At 49.1% G+C, this 16,995-nt stretch carries 12 protein-coding genes and 5 pseudogenes; 9 read left to right on the top strand and 8 right to left on the bottom strand.

Annotation, left to right across the window (positions count from 1 at the left end; translation table 11 throughout):
- Nucleotides 1-332: 332 nt before the first annotated feature.
- The gene (locus AC0QDI_RS19180) at nucleotides 333-1,094 is read left to right on the top strand and encodes a TrkA C-terminal domain-containing protein (RefSeq protein ID WP_474670898.1); all 762 of its coding nucleotides are present in this window, start codon (nucleotides 333-335) and stop codon (nucleotides 1,092-1,094) included.
- Between the two features lie 321 nt (nucleotides 1,095-1,415).
- Here the strand turns inward: AC0QDI_RS19180 and AC0QDI_RS19175 are convergent, their stop codons facing one another.
- Nucleotides 1,416-1,772 carry a hypothetical protein gene (locus tag AC0QDI_RS19175; protein WP_474670897.1) on the bottom strand — a complete coding sequence of 119 codons (357 nt, stop codon included), beginning with the start codon at nucleotides 1,770-1,772 and terminating at the stop codon, nucleotides 1,416-1,418.
- A gap of 263 nt (nucleotides 1,773-2,035) precedes the next feature.
- Between AC0QDI_RS19175 and AC0QDI_RS19170 the strand changes: the two genes are divergently transcribed.
- Complete coding sequence (locus tag AC0QDI_RS19170) at nucleotides 2,036-2,185, top strand: DUF2080 family transposase-associated protein (RefSeq protein ID WP_474670895.1); 150 nt, start codon at nucleotides 2,036-2,038, stop codon at nucleotides 2,183-2,185.
- Between the two features lie 3 nt (nucleotides 2,186-2,188).
- The gene (locus AC0QDI_RS19165; RefSeq protein WP_474670893.1) at nucleotides 2,189-3,418 is read left to right on the top strand and encodes an RNA-guided endonuclease InsQ/TnpB family protein; all 1,230 of its coding nucleotides are present in this window, start codon (nucleotides 2,189-2,191) and stop codon (nucleotides 3,416-3,418) included.
- 17 nt (nucleotides 3,419-3,435) lie between these two features.
- On the opposite strand, the pseudogene AC0QDI_RS19160 reads toward AC0QDI_RS19165, so the two are convergent.
- The 4 genes and pseudogenes from AC0QDI_RS19160 to AC0QDI_RS19145 all read right to left on the bottom strand — a co-directional run.
- A pseudogene (locus AC0QDI_RS19160) lies at nucleotides 3,436-3,576 on the bottom strand (deoxyhypusine synthase family protein); the annotation flags it as partial.
- Between the two features lie 555 nt (nucleotides 3,577-4,131).
- A pseudogene (locus AC0QDI_RS19155) lies at nucleotides 4,132-5,097 on the bottom strand (IS1595 family transposase).
- Between the two features lie 484 nt (nucleotides 5,098-5,581).
- A pseudogene (locus AC0QDI_RS19150) lies at nucleotides 5,582-6,410 on the bottom strand (IS5 family transposase).
- Between the two features lie 149 nt (nucleotides 6,411-6,559).
- Entirely contained in the window at nucleotides 6,560-7,093 is a 534-nt protein-coding gene (locus AC0QDI_RS19145) for an Rrf2 family transcriptional regulator (protein ID WP_474670892.1), read from the bottom strand.
- Nucleotides 7,094-7,312: 219 nt separating this feature from the next.
- On the opposite strand from AC0QDI_RS19145, the gene AC0QDI_RS19140 reads away from it, so the two are divergent.
- The gene (locus AC0QDI_RS19140; protein WP_474670890.1) at nucleotides 7,313-7,735 is read left to right on the top strand and encodes a hypothetical protein; all 423 of its coding nucleotides are present in this window, start codon (nucleotides 7,313-7,315) and stop codon (nucleotides 7,733-7,735) included.
- Between the two features lie 421 nt (nucleotides 7,736-8,156).
- Here AC0QDI_RS19140 and AC0QDI_RS19135 read toward each other — a convergent pair whose 3' ends face one another.
- A complete protein-coding gene (locus tag AC0QDI_RS19135; RefSeq protein ID WP_474670889.1) occupies nucleotides 8,157-8,957 on the bottom strand; it encodes an IclR family transcriptional regulator in 801 nt (266 codons plus the stop codon).
- Nucleotides 8,958-9,069: 112 nt separating this feature from the next.
- Nucleotides 9,070-9,792, bottom strand: a pseudogene (locus AC0QDI_RS19130) (transposase); the annotation flags it as partial.
- A gap of 311 nt (nucleotides 9,793-10,103) precedes the next feature.
- Between AC0QDI_RS19130 and AC0QDI_RS19125 the strand changes: the two are divergent.
- The 3 genes from AC0QDI_RS19125 to AC0QDI_RS19115 all read left to right on the top strand — a co-directional run bounded on the left by AC0QDI_RS19125 (nucleotide 10,104) and on the right by AC0QDI_RS19115 (nucleotide 12,956).
- Nucleotides 10,104-11,111 carry a DMT family transporter gene (locus tag AC0QDI_RS19125; protein WP_226777631.1) on the top strand — a complete coding sequence of 336 codons (1,008 nt, stop codon included), beginning with the start codon at nucleotides 10,104-10,106 and terminating at the stop codon, nucleotides 11,109-11,111.
- A 394-nt stretch (nucleotides 11,112-11,505) separates the two neighbouring features.
- Entirely contained in the window at nucleotides 11,506-12,210 is a 705-nt protein-coding gene (locus AC0QDI_RS19120) for a DUF2270 domain-containing protein (RefSeq protein ID WP_474670887.1), read from the top strand.
- Nucleotides 12,211-12,422: 212 nt separating this feature from the next.
- The gene (locus AC0QDI_RS19115) at nucleotides 12,423-12,956 is read left to right on the top strand and encodes a DUF7972 family membrane protein (RefSeq protein ID WP_474670885.1); all 534 of its coding nucleotides are present in this window, start codon (nucleotides 12,423-12,425) and stop codon (nucleotides 12,954-12,956) included.
- A 937-nt stretch (nucleotides 12,957-13,893) separates the two neighbouring features.
- Here the strand turns inward: AC0QDI_RS19115 and AC0QDI_RS19110 are convergent.
- Nucleotides 13,894-14,172: a PadR family transcriptional regulator gene (locus AC0QDI_RS19110; protein ID WP_474670884.1), complete on the bottom strand. Its 279-nt coding sequence runs from the start codon at nucleotides 14,170-14,172 to the stop codon at nucleotides 13,894-13,896.
- Between the two features lie 799 nt (nucleotides 14,173-14,971).
- Here AC0QDI_RS19110 and AC0QDI_RS19105 point away from each other — a divergent pair.
- Both AC0QDI_RS19105 and AC0QDI_RS19100 read left to right on the top strand, forming a co-directional pair.
- Nucleotides 14,972-15,241: pseudogene (locus AC0QDI_RS19105) on the top strand (ATP-dependent protease LonB); the annotation flags it as partial.
- A 302-nt stretch (nucleotides 15,242-15,543) separates the two neighbouring features.
- Nucleotides 15,544-16,395, top strand: coding sequence for a transcription initiation factor IIB family protein (locus AC0QDI_RS19100; protein WP_474670882.1), 852 nt, complete (start codon nucleotides 15,544-15,546; stop codon nucleotides 16,393-16,395).
- Nucleotides 16,396-16,995: the final 600 nt, after the last annotated feature.

Below are 16,995 nucleotides of genomic sequence, written 5' to 3'. Positions count from 1 at the left end.
TGAATTGTCCTCGTGGTCGCTCAAGCGGAGGGATCTAGTTCTGACAACGTATTTGATAATTGGAATAGTATGAGATTGGGTGTAATGGGTATATAAGCCACGACTCAGTGGGGGTCGCTCGACGCATCGACGAGGACGATGCAGAGAATTTCTTCGTCCTCGGCATTAGGAATAAAGACGACTACGAAGAGTTTCGACCACTAATTGATGTTCGAAGAGCCGATCCACTGCTTGAGAACCAACGAACGAAGCATCACACAGGCATTTGGACCCGCATCTGCAAGCATAACAGTGTAAACTGTCAAATACTGGGATCCCATTAGCCTACTACCATGACTGCGTCTGGAGCAATCATCACTCTCTTACTTGTGTTCGCCGTATCGCTGTTGATCGTTCGCACTGGGACCATTGCGCTCATGATGACTGGAATGGCACAAGAAGTCGCTTCATTTCAAGCTGCTTCAGCGTTTTCGGGTGCAGGGTTTACTACTGATGAAACCGAACGGGTGCTTGCGACCCCGCAGCGACGCGTAATAGTCAAAAGTCTCATCAGAGCTGGAAGTTTTGGCATTGTTACCTCAATTGCGTCGCTTGTACTTTCATTCACGCGTGACGGAGGGGATTACACTTTCCGGTTGGTTTCTATCATTATCGGTGTTATTGTAATTGTCATGTTTGCTCGGAGTCGCTGGTTCAATCAGCTCATTACACCCGGAATTGAGTGGGCAATAAACCGTACCACTACGCTTGATTTTCGCGATTACACCCATCTTCTAGACTTGCATGAGGACTACCGAGTAGCTGAACTTCAAGTTAAGAATGACAAATGGCTCATACGTGGGCCACTTGGTAACCTGAACCTTGATGCCGAAGGCGTGATGATATTAGGTATTAATCGACAGGATGGTTCGTATATCAGTCCCCCTAATCCAGATTATACACTTCAACCTGGCGACACACTAACTGTCTATGGCCAGAAAGAGCGATTAATAGAACTCTCAGAACGCACGAAAGATGATGAGACAGCACACACTGAGGCTATTAAAGACCACAATCAGAACGCTGAAAATGGACGATTTCCAACGTATTCATAGATACTTCGACCCATATATAAGTTATGATTAGGTATTTAATATACAATATTTGTGCCTTATATTACTAATTTATATATTTATAATATTGTGCTGGAACTTCCATATTCCCACTTCAAACAGGGAATCATGCAGTTAGAGAGGAGAATGTGCATTTAAGAAACAATCTATAACAATTTTCATTCAGAAATCCGATCGGTATTATACATCACAGCCCTAATAAACTCACTTTAGTCTCAATTCCCTGTCTCACAGAAGTTGGTATTCTATGAACAGTCATTCAGTTGTGTACTTAGATAACGGTTAGTAAAGAACTGTTTATCTTTACGCTACCTCTTCTTCTTGGAAGAAAAGATAAAGGTCAAGACCGATCAAGATGACATTAGCTGTCAGGATGACCCAATCGAAGGGGTCATCCCAGAATCTGACGAGGATCAATATTGTTGAGAATGTTCCCAAGACGAGAACACCGACGAGATATAGAACTGGCTGCCAATACGAAGAGAGATACGCGACAAACAAGAGAAAGAATATCGTCGCAAAACCGAGGTAAATCGTCCTCTCTAGCGTCACTCCCCGATACACGTACATGAGAATCACCACCAGCGCCAGCACGATTACGACTCCGTTCAGGAGCTTTTGTGGTTGGTTTTTCCAATCGGCCCCCTCTTGTCCGACCATACACCAATAGAGTTTCAACAGCCAAAATACGTTTGGCCCACCCCAGTGGAGTATCACGATTGTAATCACCTTCAATCGGCTAATAGTTGTTGGCAGTGTAATTTACCTAAACCAAGGCGCTAATGCCCCTTCCTCAGCGAGCGCCGAAGGCGCGAGCAGGGAGGGGATACATCGTCGCTCGTGTTTCTTGGACTGTTCTACAGCAGGCCCGCAGGCCCACGCTATCGGTAGCTTTATGAGTATCTACAAGGTAGATACGGTCAATGGATCGATACGAGGTCGAAGGACACGAAGTCCTCGAAGCCGAAGTCAAACCGACCGGCAACGGTGCGCACATCTACGTCCCGAAAGCGTGGACTGGCGCGACCGTCAAAGTCGTTCGCGTCACCGATCCAAACGACGAAGACGAGTAGGCCATGCGCTACAACTACAGGTATCGGCTTAATCCGACTGACGAGCTCCACAAACGGTTATCGTGGACTGTCGATACCTGTCGACAGGTCTACAACCACTTTCTGCACCGACTCAACCGAGAGGACAGCACAACCGCCTACTCCGAGCAATCGGTTCTTCCCGATCTCAAACACAAGTGGACCGACCTGAAACAAGTCCACTCGAAGGTGCTGCAGAAGGTCGTACAGCGGTTGTACGACAACCTCTCAACACTGAAGGGGCGGAAGGACAACGGCTACCGCGTCGGTGAACTCAAGTGGAAAGGCCCGCAAGAATATCGCTCGATCAAGTACAGTCAAACCGGCTTCGAACTCAAAAACACGAGTGGCCGTACTGTACTTTCTCTTTCAAAAATCGGCGATATTCCGATAGTCTACCACCGCGACGTTCCCGACGGCGCGACGATCAAAGAAGTCGTCGTCAAGCAGGAACCGACTGGCGAGTGGTTCGCCGTTTTCGGAATCGAAACCGAAGACGACGCACCGCCGAAGCCCAAGAAACTCGAGAAGTGCGTCGGGATCGACGTGGGTATCCTGAAGTATGCTCACGACAGCGACGGGACCGCAGTCGAGTCACCGGATCTCTCAGCCGAACGCGACCGACTGGAACGCGAGCAACGAAAACTCTCGCGCAAAGAACACGAGTCGTCGAACTACCGCAAGCAACAGCGCATCGTCGCCAAACGTCACGCCGATCTGCAACGGAAGCGCCGGGACTTCTTGCACAAGCTCTCGAACCACTACGCTCGAGAGTGCGACCTTGTGGCCGTCGAAGACCTCGACGCCAAGGGGTTGATGGAACTCCCATCGAACAGCCGGAACCGTGCCGGAGCAGCGTGGGGAACGTTCCTCCGAATGCTCGAGTACAAGTGCGAACGCGAAGGAACACACTTCGTCGCCGTCGATCCGGCCGGGACGACCAAAGAGTGTGCAGCGTGCGGTATCTCGACCGACAAACCGTTGTGGGTCCGCGAGCACTCGTGTCCGTCGTGCGGATTCACGGCCGACAGGGACTGGAATGCTGCCTACAACATCTTGGTACGTGGACTGAAGCAAGTAGGGACGGGCTGTCCCGAATCAACGCCTGCGGAGACTGCGCTCCCTACGGGAACCCATTCGGTTCCTGCAAAGCGCGTCGTGGAAACAGGAAGCCCCACCCTCAAGGAGCGAACGGCGCAAGCCGTGAGCGAGTAGGGTGGGGAGGAAGTCACTGTCTTAATGACATCCTCTGTCAACGCCCCTGCTGTGGTGATAAGCACATCAACATATCCTTCACGGACAAGATACGCAACTACTTCACGCAATCCGGATGAGATGATATTTGAGGTGAAAGTGAGATAGATTGTAGCATCCTCTCTTGCATTCGCTCAGTAATTACAAATATGACTTATATTCTTCTTTGACGGTTTGTTTACTCACCAAAAGAAGAGAGTATATCCTACTTAAAACAGATTTTATCCATCAGCCAAGGATGAAAACAGGACTAGCTTGGTATTGACCCACTTGTGCGTAGAAGAAGAAAGACACCGGCTGAAAAAACTAGTGCAAGCCATAGAAAGAAGATAGTCGCTGCTTGCCGACCTGTAAGCTGGTCACCACTAAGGAATTCGTCGAGCTCCATGTATAACCATAGGAACTAGGACAAGATAAATTGTTTGATCTAGGTAGGGTCTCTAAATAGGCAAGATATGATTAGTCTCTCTCAAACCACTACTATGTAAGGAATGGAGGTCCAATGATCGGTTCGACTTGATTACCTGGAGATATTAGAGGACTTTATTATTTGAACCCCTCGTCAAACGTTATTGTACCCTGGTATTCCTCTGATTGGTCTTCGGAGTCAGTTTCAATATCAGAGATCAATTTTTCGTGACGCTCATATCCACCCTAGTCATCTATTCTCGCTCTTATGTAGAGCTGTGGAATGTCCCCATAGCAAGGCAGTCGATGGCGCTCACGAGGGATGCGCCAGCGAGATTTAACGAACGGACGATTCCAAATGTGGAAGCGGCCTGTTCCAAGCCGTGCTTGGACAGGCCGCGAAATTTCCGTAGGGTTTGACAAGCGAGAAGAGGCACTCAACCTGGTTGACATGGACACCGTCGGGCGAAACGTACGTCTCATCGTGTACGACGATCTGGTGAGTGTACTCCATTTGTCGATAGGCTTGGAGACCGTCAATTCAGACCTTCCCCAGAGGCTGGGAGGAGGTCTTCAGCCTCTTGAATTACTGGATCTAGGTCGGTTTCGTATCTGATACCAAGCTGGCCATGAATACCTGTAGCACGTCGCGGCACGCCGCGACGAACGTTATCTGGTCGCCGTGTCTTCCACGCCAGCGCGAACGTCCCGATTGAGACAACCCGCCGCGGTGACGGCCGTCCCGCGGCGGGTCTTGGCCTTTATACCCCGACCAGATGCTACTGGATTCGTCAATTTGTACCGCCCCATCGATTATCTGTTGGAATTGATTCCAGACAGCTGGAAAGCCTCGATGAACCGCGACTTCCACCTCTCGAATAGCATAGTACACGGTCTTGTACGCTCGACGAGTAGTGTCGCAATTTTCGAGATACTCAACAGTGTATCAGCATAGAGAATGAAGGCGAGAAGCACCTCTCCAGCGGTGAAGTGCTTCTCGTGAAAGGGAATCCCATAGGTATAAACCGGCTCTACCCGCAGTTTCGACAAATAATCCGATCCGATGAGGGCCACGTTCGGATGCTTGGATCACCACATTCTGGACAAGGAGTACGCTCCCAGAATTTCTTGAGTCGCCGCTCGATGCGGGCATCGAGCGGCTCTGTCTGTAATTCAATCACTCCTAGTCCAACAAGTTGTTTCAGCATCTTTCCGAAAGCTGGCTGAGACATATTTCCCCAAGGTCAGCCACTACAGTGTAACTATGGTACGTTCTGCAGCTCTTCATAAGAGCGTCTATTCTTATTTGGAATAGAAATTTAGTATGGATTAGTAGTAAGAATGTTGATTAGTGTACTAGTTACTACCGAAGATACTAAAGAAAACCTCATAGCAGTACTTCCTATAATAATCCATCATAATAGGACCAACTAGCAGTAGAATATTTACACCCATACGTTTGTAATAGAGTTATCAGAGACGTTTTGCTGCTAGCCTCTAGCGGGTTTGCAGTCTTGTCGTACAAAATCCCGCAAAAGATAGAATTCAAGGGTGTAGATGAATATAGCCTATACTATATAGTAGTCCAAAATGTTAGAACGGAAAGAATTCCAAATCCTGATTCCCATTATAATTAGGTATAGAAAAATTACAACAATATAAGGTTGCTATGAATATAATGGAGAAGACTTGTTTAGACGCGTGAAATCAGTGGTGTTAGAGCCTTACAGCTTGCTCGATATTTCTGACGGCGGTCTTTAGGACGAACTCTCTGAACTGGCCAAACCACGTTCTAGCCCGTAACGTCTCGCCGAACCGATGCTTCAATGTGTAGAAGGTCGCTTCGACGATCGAGCGGGGATAATAGATGTCCCCGTCGTGGCGAGCGCTGTGCGCTTTGTCAAGTGCGTAGAACTCTCGGTGTATGATTACCCGACGGATGCCATCATCCCTGAGTTCGTGCTGTAGCGCGTCCCAGTCGTAGCTTTTGTCAGCTGTGGTCGTGATTAACTGTGCTAGGTTTTTCGTGAGTACTTGCCATCCAACGTGTGGTCGTGCGGTTGTTTCATCGAGCAATGGATATCAAGAATGACGCTGGTATCGCAATCGACGAGCGCTGTCGTCTTGATATCGCCAAAGTTGTATCCGACGCGAAGTACGTAGTGACGGCTGGCTTGATGGCGTTTGAAGCCCGATGCACCGATTGCCTGAACGTCACCGAACTCATGCAGTGAGACAGACAGCCGCAGCAACACGTACCAGACCCGCATTTTAAGATTTTGTTTCCGCGTATAGACGGTGATGAAAGCTGAGAGCTATCTACCGCAAGGCCGAGTTTAGCGATGATTCCAGGCATCTCGTGCAGAATGTCGAGCCACCGGCGGTAAGGATGGTTCCGGTACTCTCGGAGACAGTGGATCGAGACGATCACCCAGTCAGCGTAGCCGCTATCACCCATCTTGAGCGCTGGTTCTGGCTCACCGATGACAGCGTTGTGGGACAAATCGACATATCGGTCAGTGAACCGGGCGAGCTGAGACGGCATACTTGCTGCTACCTCACTTAATCCTTCATAATTCCAGGCGAGAGGTTCCTGATTGACGTCTAAACATGGCCCAATGGAGAATATGCCGAGTACTATCCCTATATATAAGAAATTATCAAAATTATGTGCTATGAGTACGTTTTGATGGTTTAACAGTTAGATCCTTCAGCAGGAGCAACCATATTCTCAATACGGAGAATGAGAATATTGTGTGCGTCGTCTATACCATCAACACGCCCTTCTATGATCAATTTCGAGAGAGGTGTTGGACCTACAGTAATCGAATCATCCTCAGAAATCTCGTTGATCCCTTCTTGGAGGTGTACCTCTGCCCTGCAGAGTTCAGGATCATGAACGCTCGAAAGAGCGATTTCCTCGACAACAATATCTTTGATCTTCTGGCCTTCATGCAAAATGGAGATAGAAGCGGGGTTAGACAGTTGTTGAATCTCAAGAGCTTCATATGCCCCTGCAGTGGGTTTGTACCCCCCTTTTGGTCCAGGAACACCTTCAACGAGTTGCAGTGCCTTGAGACTCTGCATTTGATTTCGAATTGTCCCTGGATTTCGATTGACCTGCTCTGCAATATCCTTACCTTTGATTGTACTTTCAGATTGTGCAGAAAGGTTCGTCAGTGCACGAAGGATTTTCTTCTGGCTCGGAGTTAGTTCGATAGACGCCATAGTTTCTAATTTGCGACCGGATTCCTTAAAGCCGATGGGAGTTACACTCAACCGTTTTCCATGGCTCCAGGGAAAGATTCTATATTTATCAAGATTCAGTCATAGAGCAAAGCAATTTCGCATGCTTGATTACCACGTAGGATGAAGAAGAGACTGTAGGCTATATCGTCATTAGATGCAGTTCAGTTTAATGGCGATATTCGCCTATCCACTGAAATAATGGTCAAACAAGATGGAGATGGTGATATCAAAACTCGTTATGAACAATTGCAGAACCAATGGATAAGAATTTATTATATAGTTATGGTAGCGAATTTATATATAATTATAAAAGCGGTAGGGATCGCTATCGGAAGTGGATTGTCTAATATCACTGAACCGTGGTACGAAGATACGTTAGCGATCATTCTTGGTGGTATCTTTGGATATTGTCTCATTAGTCTTGGTCTTGAACTCCTCCGAGTAGCAGCGATAATACAGAATAAAGGAAATGAATTTACATACCACGAACTACGGGAAACCATAAATATTCCCATTTTATTCAGGTTTGAAAATAAGTCCATGTTAGGATCAATTCTTATTTCAATCGGCTTTGTGATGATTCTCCTCTCGATCATCTTACTCTTCCAGTACCACATTTAATCAAACATCTAGAGGTAGGCTGACAGTGACGTTCACCCACCCCAAATGCAAACTCATCTATTTTCGAGGAGTATTGGTACGCCTATCAGGCCAATCTATCGATAGTACTTAATTCTTAGGACGAACAAGAAGTTGCCGCTCATGAAAATATAGAATCTCTCGTAGCTGCTGAATTTGACTCTAAGACTATAACTAAAGCACGTTAAGCGAATAAGAGTCCAACATATATAGAACATATCGATAGCCTCTCTCCTACTCTTTTCTATGCAGTAACTCCAATAGGAACATTTAATTAAACAGAGTGTTTGCAAATGTGCTGGTGTGAAACCTAATGCCAATGAAAAGATAGATAGTGACTAAAGTATATAACAGTCTCTTTTCTTAGTACTGTTTTGAGTCCTGATAGACTAACACTATATCATCAAAGATAATCCTCCATATATGATTCTGAAATATCCTCCTCTAAATCAGTTACATATTCAGTAAGAATTTCTGGCAATTCATCCGTGTATCGTTCATCCGTAAACCGGTATTTTGGACCAATGATAGCAATTGCACCGAGAACACTTCCATCTGGGTTTTTCACACAACGTCCTACTTCTCTTAGTCCTTCCACATATTCTTCGTCAGCAAAAGCTATCCCTTGATCGCGAATCTGATTTAATTCTTCTAATAGTTCACCTTTTTCCGTTATAGTTTCATCTGTTTGTTCAGGCAATCCCCATTCATCCAATATTTCTCCAACACGTTCATCAGAGAGCTCAGCGAGGATTGCTTTACCAGTCGCAATGGTATGTAAATAATAATAGATTCCAGCAGATGTAGGTGAATTAGATATATGTCCCTCTTTAGAAACGAACTGGCTATCTGGGTGAAAAGATTCGTGTACAAGAATACCTCGGTTATTGTTTTCAACAACAAATTCTACTTCTTCATCTGTTTGATCAGAAAGTTCAGTTACCGTATTTTTAGCAAGAGAGTATGCATTCTTTCGTGTTCTTGCATACTCTCCGTGATTGAGAAACCGTAATCCAATATGATATATCTCTCCTTCTTTCATGAGATATCCCCTGTCAATAAGAGTCCGAAGGTGGATGTGAATTGTACTTCTTGCCATCTCCAGTTCAGAAGTCAATTCCTCTAAAGTTGCACCTCCTAAGTTCTGGATTGTCTCTACCACTAAGAAAGATCGTTCTGTAGTCTTCGCTGTTTGTTTTCCCATACCCCCTCTTACTCCTGAATGTGTATAAGCATTCGCCTATATAGGATTTTTAAATATCGCGGAGAGATGATTTGTTCGAATATCTTCGAGAGAGTGTGTCATAGAATTTACCTCATACCTTGAGTATCTCCCGTCCTGGGTTATCTCCCCGCTCGTAGTGGACGTGCACGAGGCCGCGATCCTTGACCGCGTCATCTGTTCGCTCAACCTGTGTTCAGCGGTTGTACGTCTCGTCTAAGACCGATTGCTTCAGCTAGACGTCCTTGCTGTGTTTCTCGATCTGACCTTCGATCCTGTACCCAATCTCAAGCGGTTCATCTGTGTTTCGCGAATTATACGGGGCGATTGGCAGGCCCCTGCGAGTAGTAGGTGACCATGCCACTCAAGCGTGTTGTAGACACTGTCACCGTATCCAGATAGGTTTCTCGACAGCGAGCGCGTCACTCGCCGTCTCTTCAGAATCCTGCTTAGCCTGTGTGAATGCCACTGCGATATGAATCTATGCTCTTGTCAAGATGATCGTACAGCTGGAGTCGCAGTAATGCTCTTCAGCCGTCGGATCGCAGTTTCAAGATACTTCATCGTTCCCCTGAACTGCCTCGATATGTGATGAATCGATTCATAGATAGAGTTGAGCTGGCCCCGGACGGCGGCCTGCTCGACGACGTGAGCGATGACATAGTCAACCACATGTACAATATCAGTGAAAATCGATCGACCGCGTCTCTTGACGGCAGTCGATCGAAGCCACAACTTAGCCAGACAGGCGGTTTCTGGAGTTCTCGTGTGACTGGGCGAGTACCGAAGACATCCCCAGAGTAGAGTGCAGAAAGCCGCTAATAAAAAGCGTACGCCATTCCTCGTTCGATACACCCACCGTGGATCCGGTTTTCTATCCACTTAACACTAATTCTTGATTGTTACGATTATCATCAGTAAGTGCGTTGTAGTTTGTCTGTCGAACCAACTGGCCGTTTTCAACGCCCTGTTCGGTGAGAAGCGGTCGAAATCAATGTATTCAATAAATTATTTGTATAGTCATGAATTTGTTGGATCGTGTTATCATAGCCCACGTAAACCGTTTAGTTGAACCGTCTATAGATACTATATCGACCTAGAGACAGCTACAGACTACGCAGTGACAAAATGACAAATGGGAAAAACGCATTGCTTTTTGGCGCGCTCGCACTCGTCTGGGGAACAGCCTATACAGCAATCGAAATTGGACTTAAAGCTCTACCACCGCTCCTCTTCGCAGCGGCCCGATTGGACATTGCTGCCATTATCTTCACTGGAGTTGTGCTACTCAGTCGAATTCGATGGCTCCCCCAGACTAAATCGGATGTAGCTCTCATCCTTTCGAACGGGATCCTTGTCATGGGTGCACAATTCGCGTTCGCCTTTATCGGCCAGAGCTACGTCACGAGTGGTGTCGCTGCGATCATCATCAGTTTTACGCCGATCATTACCCCCCTCATCGCGATTCGTATTCTCCCAACGGAGCGCATCTACATCACGGACGTCATCGGCCTCTGTACTGGACTCGCCGGGGTAACCGCTATTGCGATTGCTGGCGGCTCCTTCAACGGACAACTCCTTGGCATTGGACTGCTGATAGCGGCCGCACTCGTCTTCGCGCTCGGGTCTGTGCTGACGGAACGTTGGACGGCAGGTCTCCCGGAAATGGCTCTCTACGCGTGGTCAATGGCTACTGGTGCGATTTTCCTCCACATCACATCCTACGCCTATTCAAGCGTATCATTCGGAGACATTGTGTGGACACCGTCAGCAGTCTTCGCAGTCATATACCTCGGTGTCTTCGCTACAGCCGGCGGATACTTCCTCTACTTTACCTTGCTGAATCAAATCGGTGCAACAAGCGTCAGTCTCATCAACTATGCATCTCCCGTCGTGGCGACGCTCTTCGGTATAATCCTGCTTGGTGAACAAATCACCACGGCGACCGTTGCCGGCTTCGCGCTCATCGTTGTCGGATTCGCATTTTGCAACATTCGGCCACTCTGGCGGTTTCTTCGGTCCATCCGGTACACGGACGGCAGTGACAGGTTGCTCGAACGCAATGAAGTCGCCATCCAAGGTAACGTGTATAAGAAACAGACCGACTCACACACCTGCCAACAGTCAGATGATTAAATGTGATTCAGTTGTCTATAGGATTACGGATGAATATGCACTTTTCGAAGTGGTCTAGCTATATTAGCCTTTAGAGCTTTTTACTCAGAGACTGTTTTGAGTGTAGTACCTAGCGTAACTTCTGAAGAGATCCACGGAGATATTCGTCGATCCAAGAGGTTGCGAAACTCACTTTCATTGTATGACCATACGCGTCAGGCCAGCGTGGCGAACTCAATGACTTTCGAAGTTTTATTCAAACAGGATACGCGATGTTCTTTGAATTCTTCTGTGCCTCCCTTGGCTACTCTATCCGTTAATTAGCAGAGTACGAAAAGGAGATTTCTCAGATAGTACGATTATTGTGGTAAAGTGCTGCCTCTATTACTCCGGTCGTTGAATGCGTCTAACTGTAATGACTCAGAAATCAGCGAAAGATATCGACCCCGGTTCCGCTGAACACCGCGAAGTCGGTGAGGGGTTATTAGAAGAAGAAATGGCACCGAGTTCGTCGATGGCACATCTCTACCGGGGAGAGATTCATCGGATGAAATTTTGGCGTGAGCGTCTCGACCGAACGACAAACTGGGCCGTTATAGTCATGAGCGGAGTCCTGACATGGGGCTTTTCGGGACCTAACCGACCGCACTATATCATATTATTGGGAATAGCGGCATTGACGGCCTTCTTATTCATGGAGGCACAGCGGTATCGCGGCTACGATCTCTGGCGTGGACGCGTTCGGACGCTCCAGAAAAACGTCTTTGCGTACGGATTAGACCCATCTACGGGTCTCGAGGATCCATCGTGGCGAGAGACGTTGAGCCAGGACTACCGCACACCTGTTATCAAAATCACCAGAGAGGAAGCTATTGCGCATCGTCTCCGACGGATCTACCTCTTGCTCTTCACGATTATGTTAGGGGCTTGGACGATACACATAGCCGCATTTACAACGACACCATGGCCAACCAGTGCCTCTATCGGGGTGATACCCGGCCTTCTCGTAATTGGTATCGTCGTCGCACTGTATCTCGTTGCAGTCTTTATTGCCGTACGACCACGAACATGGCAGGCCGAAGACGAACTTCACTCACGAGATATCGGGAAACATCGATAACGAATACTGAGAACGAGATAACGACAAAGGGACGCACTTGCACGTCAAAATATTTGACATAGTCAATCACCGCATTTCGCTCAACCCGACGACGAAGCGGGCTGCAAACCCACCGCTGACGATTATGTGCCTTACTCGCGTACGTCGGAAGACAGTATGGACGAGACGCCCGCCGAATCGGCTGGCCGCCGCCCTGTCATGGAATTCACGCGATGGTTCTTACTTACCAGAAATCGATTCACGGGCTCACTCGTCATCCTGATTGGGATCAGCGCAGCGTTCGTCGTCGTTGGAGGCCTGGCCTTGCCACGGTGACCACGCCGTCACGGATTATGTGGTACCTCAACGGCACCGTCAATGGGCTGTTGACGCTGGTTCCCATTTCGATTGGCGTCAATCAGATCGTCCTCTCCCACGAATTCGGTTCGATACAAGATCTCTACGAACATCGGACTGACGTCACCGACTTTCGGGAGCGCGTCGAAGACCGAACCGACACGTCGGTGAGTTCCCCGTATGCGTCCGATTTTTTCGGGACGCTTCTCTCGTCCGTCTCCGACACTGCGAACTCGTTTCGGCGAGGACACGATAGCGTTCGAGCGAACAACCCGATACCGAACGAACTCGAGGCGGTCAGTGAAGCGGTCGTCAACGAAGCGAATCGAGCGAACGACGAGTTGGAAGCGAACAGTTCGAGTATGCTGCAGATGCTCGTCGTGATGCTCAACTACGATAATTTGTCCTAGTTCTACAAGATCCGGCGGTTACAGACGGAATCATCCGATCGTGACGATGAGTCGACGGAACAACTGCAACAGATATTCTAAATAAAGAGGTCGTATTACCAACTATCGTTATTCCTCTCGCTCAAGCCACTCGTCCAGCTCGCCGAGTACCCCATCGCGAACGGCCACGTGATCATACTCGTCAGGCTGGGTCGATTACGATGTTTCCCGTCGCAGCGTTATATAGAAATGTGTCTCGGTCAGCTGAACAGTTTCACCCATGACAGCACAGACGGCCGACCCGTCGTGGTTAGTCGTTCGGCAGGCCACTGCCGAGCCCTGCCAGCCGTCACGATCAGGCGGTGAGCAACCGCGGAACTGTTGAGTTCGAGAGTTAGACATAGCAGAGAGTCGGGACTGAGTAGTGAAGGTCTATCGGCGAAAGAAGGAAAGTGCGAGTACCGAGGTTCCCTTGTGTCCCTTTTCGACCGGGCGCCACAACCGGCCGTGTAGGAGCTCAACAGTCGGACAGATATCAGTTCGGTCCGATATCAGCGGGTGAGAGCTAGTCGTGACAGGAAAACTGTCATAGAAATCCTTCGTCAGATGGCTCTGAAAACTCGACTGACTAGTATATTTCAAATTGGAAGTCCGACGCTTTGTCCTCGGGAAGTAGATCAGCATCCTCGAGTGTGTCGATTAACTCGACGATCGCATCACAGAATTATTCCGGGTCTTCAAAGCCAGTCGGGTCAAGGTCGTTCATACTCGGCTGTTTGTATCACCACTATTCAACGACAGGTGTGCAAACGTGTAGTCATGTTTGATATCACTGGCGGCTGCCGGCCTGCCACTAATATCTCCCCTTATATACAACCTGTACGTCGCTTTCCACATGCGCGATATCTGGTGGAGACTCCTTGCTGTGGTGAACGAGAAGTAAGCCAATTAAATCTGTCTATCTGTCTTCGACGTACTGGCTTTCCCATTTGCGGCGGGCCTCGAGTTCGCGATATCCCCGATCAGTGATCGTGTATGAATTCGTCCGTTTATCGAGTGATCCCTTCTCAACCAACCCTTTCTCAACAAGCGTATCGAGATTTGGGTAGAGACGTCCGTGGTTAATTTCTGCTTTGTAGTAGTCTTGAAGTTCGTCTTTTATTGCCAAGCCATACGGCTCTTCGTGGCCGGCAATAACGTATAGCAAATCGCGTTGGAAGGCTGTTAGATTATGCATGAGTGCAAATTTCTCACGCTCAAGAATAAAACTGCTCGTTTGCGCTGAGATTCATTGGCAATCTTCTGCGATCAGCGCCGAATCTCGACTGGATCTTGCGCCAGGAGATATGTATCTGGATTCTGTTCTTCATAAACACAGAGTCCAACTTGGGTAAACACCACTTCCAGTCGTGGTACATGTCCAGCAGGGACTGGTATGTGACCATGCTCAAGGCCGTGCGCTGGTAATACAAACTCGGATTTCATTGGGTCGTTCTAGAGAGGCTACTCTTGGTCACAGGAGTCTGCAATGAATATTGTATCGGATCCATCATCCTCAGTTTCGATTTCCTTGAATGAGGCATCCGTCTCTTCCCGTATTACCCCTTGTATCTCCATCTCCCGATTGTCGCAGCAATCTCCCCCATACACGGTTCTAGGGGGGTGACTCTGTGAACTACTCCGCCCTACCGTGCTCGGGCCTACCGGCCCTCGCTTGTTGAGGGCAGAGCTTCTTGTTTCTGTACCAGAACTTGCAAGAACAGGTCCCATAGCGGTTACAGACTCCGCAGGCGATCTCCCTTTACAGGTAGTTCGGAGTGTCCCACTCCTACCGATCGGTACTCGGCCACAACCGACGATGCGCGCTTTTTGTCACGTTTGAACAACGCCGGAAGCGTGGTGAGCATCTTACTACCCTCTTCAACCGCGTGGGTAGTAAGGATGCCGATTCGCGCGGAAACAAGGCGTGCGGGCGCTGTATCCCCTCCCTGCTCCTGTCTTCGACGCTCGCTGAGGAAAGGGGCTTACCGCCCTCAATTACAGCTAATATCGAGGCCGCCGCGAAGACCAGCTGCCCGAAGATCATCATCCCCGAGGCGAACGAGCAGGACGTGATGATTAAGGAGGAGTACGAGAAGATGAGCGAGATCATCCCGTGTTCGAACATCAGTGAGGTCTTAGACGGCGCCCTGCTGGGCGAACCCAAGAAGGTCTCGCCGGTCGACCGTCTCAAGTCGATCACCGGGACAACATTGGAACAAGGCGCCGTCATTTCCACGGGCAGTTTGAGTCCGAGCCTGCAGTAACCGACTCGGAGATCGATGCTCGGTAGTACGCACATCGTATTCAATCAGGTATCCGACGTAATTCCTGCACGCACAGCGAGAGTATCACCGCTCTCAAGTCTAAATAGGAATCTATTGCGCGGCGTGTCTGATCAGGTCACATCACGCCCGACCTCGTCGTACGTTCGTACTGGATGGAACACGAATTAAGAAAACGTTCATACGGATCGATGACGTTGAACTCTGTACGAACCGCGATCGAATCAGGGGATGTAGTTACCGGATACTATGCGGAATTACCCGCCATCGGAGATCAAGACAAGATGACAGACAAACCAGTTTCAGCGGCGATCACGGCAATAGCAACGGGACTTGATGTCGACGATTCGCTCGGACGGTACGCGACGATACTCGCCGAAGAGTTACAACGAAACAATATCCGAGTCATATCGCCCCAACGTACTGCCGCCGCGTGTCTGCTCATCGCGTGTCGGCTTCGCGAGCAGCCGGTGCGAGTCACTGTCATAGCCGATCGGACGCCCTTCTCAAAGGAGCAGATCATCGGTGAAATGCAGCGCCTCTCCCAGAGGCTCGAGATCGGGGTTCCGCTCGCCGATCCGGAGACGCTTATTCAGACGTGCTGTGAGGAACTTGCGTTGCCAGACGTCGTTCGAAAGCGAGCTATGTGTCTCGCCCGAACCGGGGACGCCACCGGCGCGACGAGCGGTGTTTCTCCCTATACGTATACCGCTGCAGTTCTCTACGTTGTCTGTTCACCGACTGACGTCGAACTCTCACAGGCCGATCTTGCCTCCCACTTCGATATTTCGACTGCGACCCTTCGCAAGCGGCGAGACACCCTCCTCGAGGCGACGGGAAGCAAACTGTTCGAGATCCACTTTCCCAATGCGTCTCCCAAGGCGGTGTCGTTTGTCGACGAACTCCTCGCCGAGGCACGGACGACCGATTGGGCACGGAACAAACGGTATTTAGGAATCCTTGCCGGAGCGTGGTTGTACGTTGCGAATGCCGCGGAGATAGCCACAAGCGCGGCGGAATTGGCGCTCGTCACGGGAATCGGTGAGTCAACGATTCGCGCCCGTTACGAAGACTTTGTCGAACACATGGAGCGTACAGACGAGGACCCCGTCGTTACTCTCGGGGAGCAGCGATGAGCGCTCTCGGACGAGCCACCTGCCCCGTCTGTGGGACAGCAATGGATCCGGTTTTGCGCTACGGTGAAGCCCGCTGGGTCTGTGATATGCACGGCGATTTCCCGAACGCAGCTTTCAATACGGATTCAGCGAATCTAAATCCGACGTGTCGCTCCGTCGAATAATGGATCGAAGCGAAAATCGTCTCACTCCTCGTTCTCAGTGTCCGCGTCGTCGACTCGAGTCAGACTATCGAAAAATAGTCTGACTCGACCGTGTTTAGACGCTACTGAGTTCAGACAGTGTGGCTACTTCCGGTCAACTAGATTAAGGGAGGAAGTATCTCTTGATATCAATTATGTAGCGTGTACACAAACAGTCTAGAACGATCTGTACCGCGTCTAAACCAAGCCATCTGACTCTTCTCGAATCCAACCCGCTCGATCGTCGAACCGTTACAGGGACCCGGTTCAAGCCGCTAATGCGGGTATCACGTTGTCAGAGATAGACAGAGCGACCACATTCGATTCGGCTTTCAGCCTCTGGAGAACGGTCAGCGCAAACCCGACGCTACCGAGGTTTCGAATGGAACAGCTCTATTGAATCCTCAGAGGGCGACGG

Source organism: Natrinema sp. LJW11 (assembly GCF_056135975.1).
This window is presented reverse-complemented; position numbering and strand designations above follow the sequence as displayed.

What these genes read in the sequence shown, in the direction of transcription:
- AC0QDI_RS19140 (WP_474670890.1), top strand. Translation starts at nt 7,313, where the DNA reads ATGGTCAAACAAGATGGAGATGGTGATATCAAAACTCGTTATGAACAA.
- AC0QDI_RS19125 (WP_226777631.1), top strand. Translation starts at nt 10,104, where the DNA reads ATGACAAATGGGAAAAACGCATTGCTTTTTGGCGCGCTCGCACTCGTC.
- AC0QDI_RS19145 (WP_474670892.1), bottom strand. Translation starts at nt 7,093, where the DNA reads ATGGCGTCTATCGAACTAACTCCGAGCCAGAAGAAAATCCTTCGTGCA.
- AC0QDI_RS19100 (WP_474670882.1), top strand. Translation starts at nt 15,544, where the DNA reads ATGACAGACAAACCAGTTTCAGCGGCGATCACGGCAATAGCAACGGGA.
- AC0QDI_RS19180 (WP_474670898.1), top strand. Translation starts at nt 333, where the DNA reads ATGACTGCGTCTGGAGCAATCATCACTCTCTTACTTGTGTTCGCCGTA.
- AC0QDI_RS19110 (WP_474670884.1), bottom strand. Translation starts at nt 14,172, where the DNA reads ATGCATAATCTAACAGCCTTCCAACGCGATTTGCTATACGTTATTGCC.
- AC0QDI_RS19165 (WP_474670893.1), top strand. Translation starts at nt 2,189, where the DNA reads ATGCGCTACAACTACAGGTATCGGCTTAATCCGACTGACGAGCTCCAC.
- AC0QDI_RS19135 (WP_474670889.1), bottom strand. Translation starts at nt 8,957, where the DNA reads ATGGGAAAACAAACAGCGAAGACTACAGAACGATCTTTCTTAGTGGTA.
- AC0QDI_RS19115 (WP_474670885.1), top strand. Translation starts at nt 12,423, where the DNA reads ATGGTTCTTACTTACCAGAAATCGATTCACGGGCTCACTCGTCATCCT.
- AC0QDI_RS19170 (WP_474670895.1), top strand. Translation starts at nt 2,036, where the DNA reads ATGGATCGATACGAGGTCGAAGGACACGAAGTCCTCGAAGCCGAAGTC.
- AC0QDI_RS19175 (WP_474670897.1), bottom strand. Translation starts at nt 1,772, where the DNA reads ATGGTCGGACAAGAGGGGGCCGATTGGAAAAACCAACCACAAAAGCTC.
- AC0QDI_RS19120 (WP_474670887.1), top strand. Translation starts at nt 11,506, where the DNA reads ATGACTCAGAAATCAGCGAAAGATATCGACCCCGGTTCCGCTGAACAC.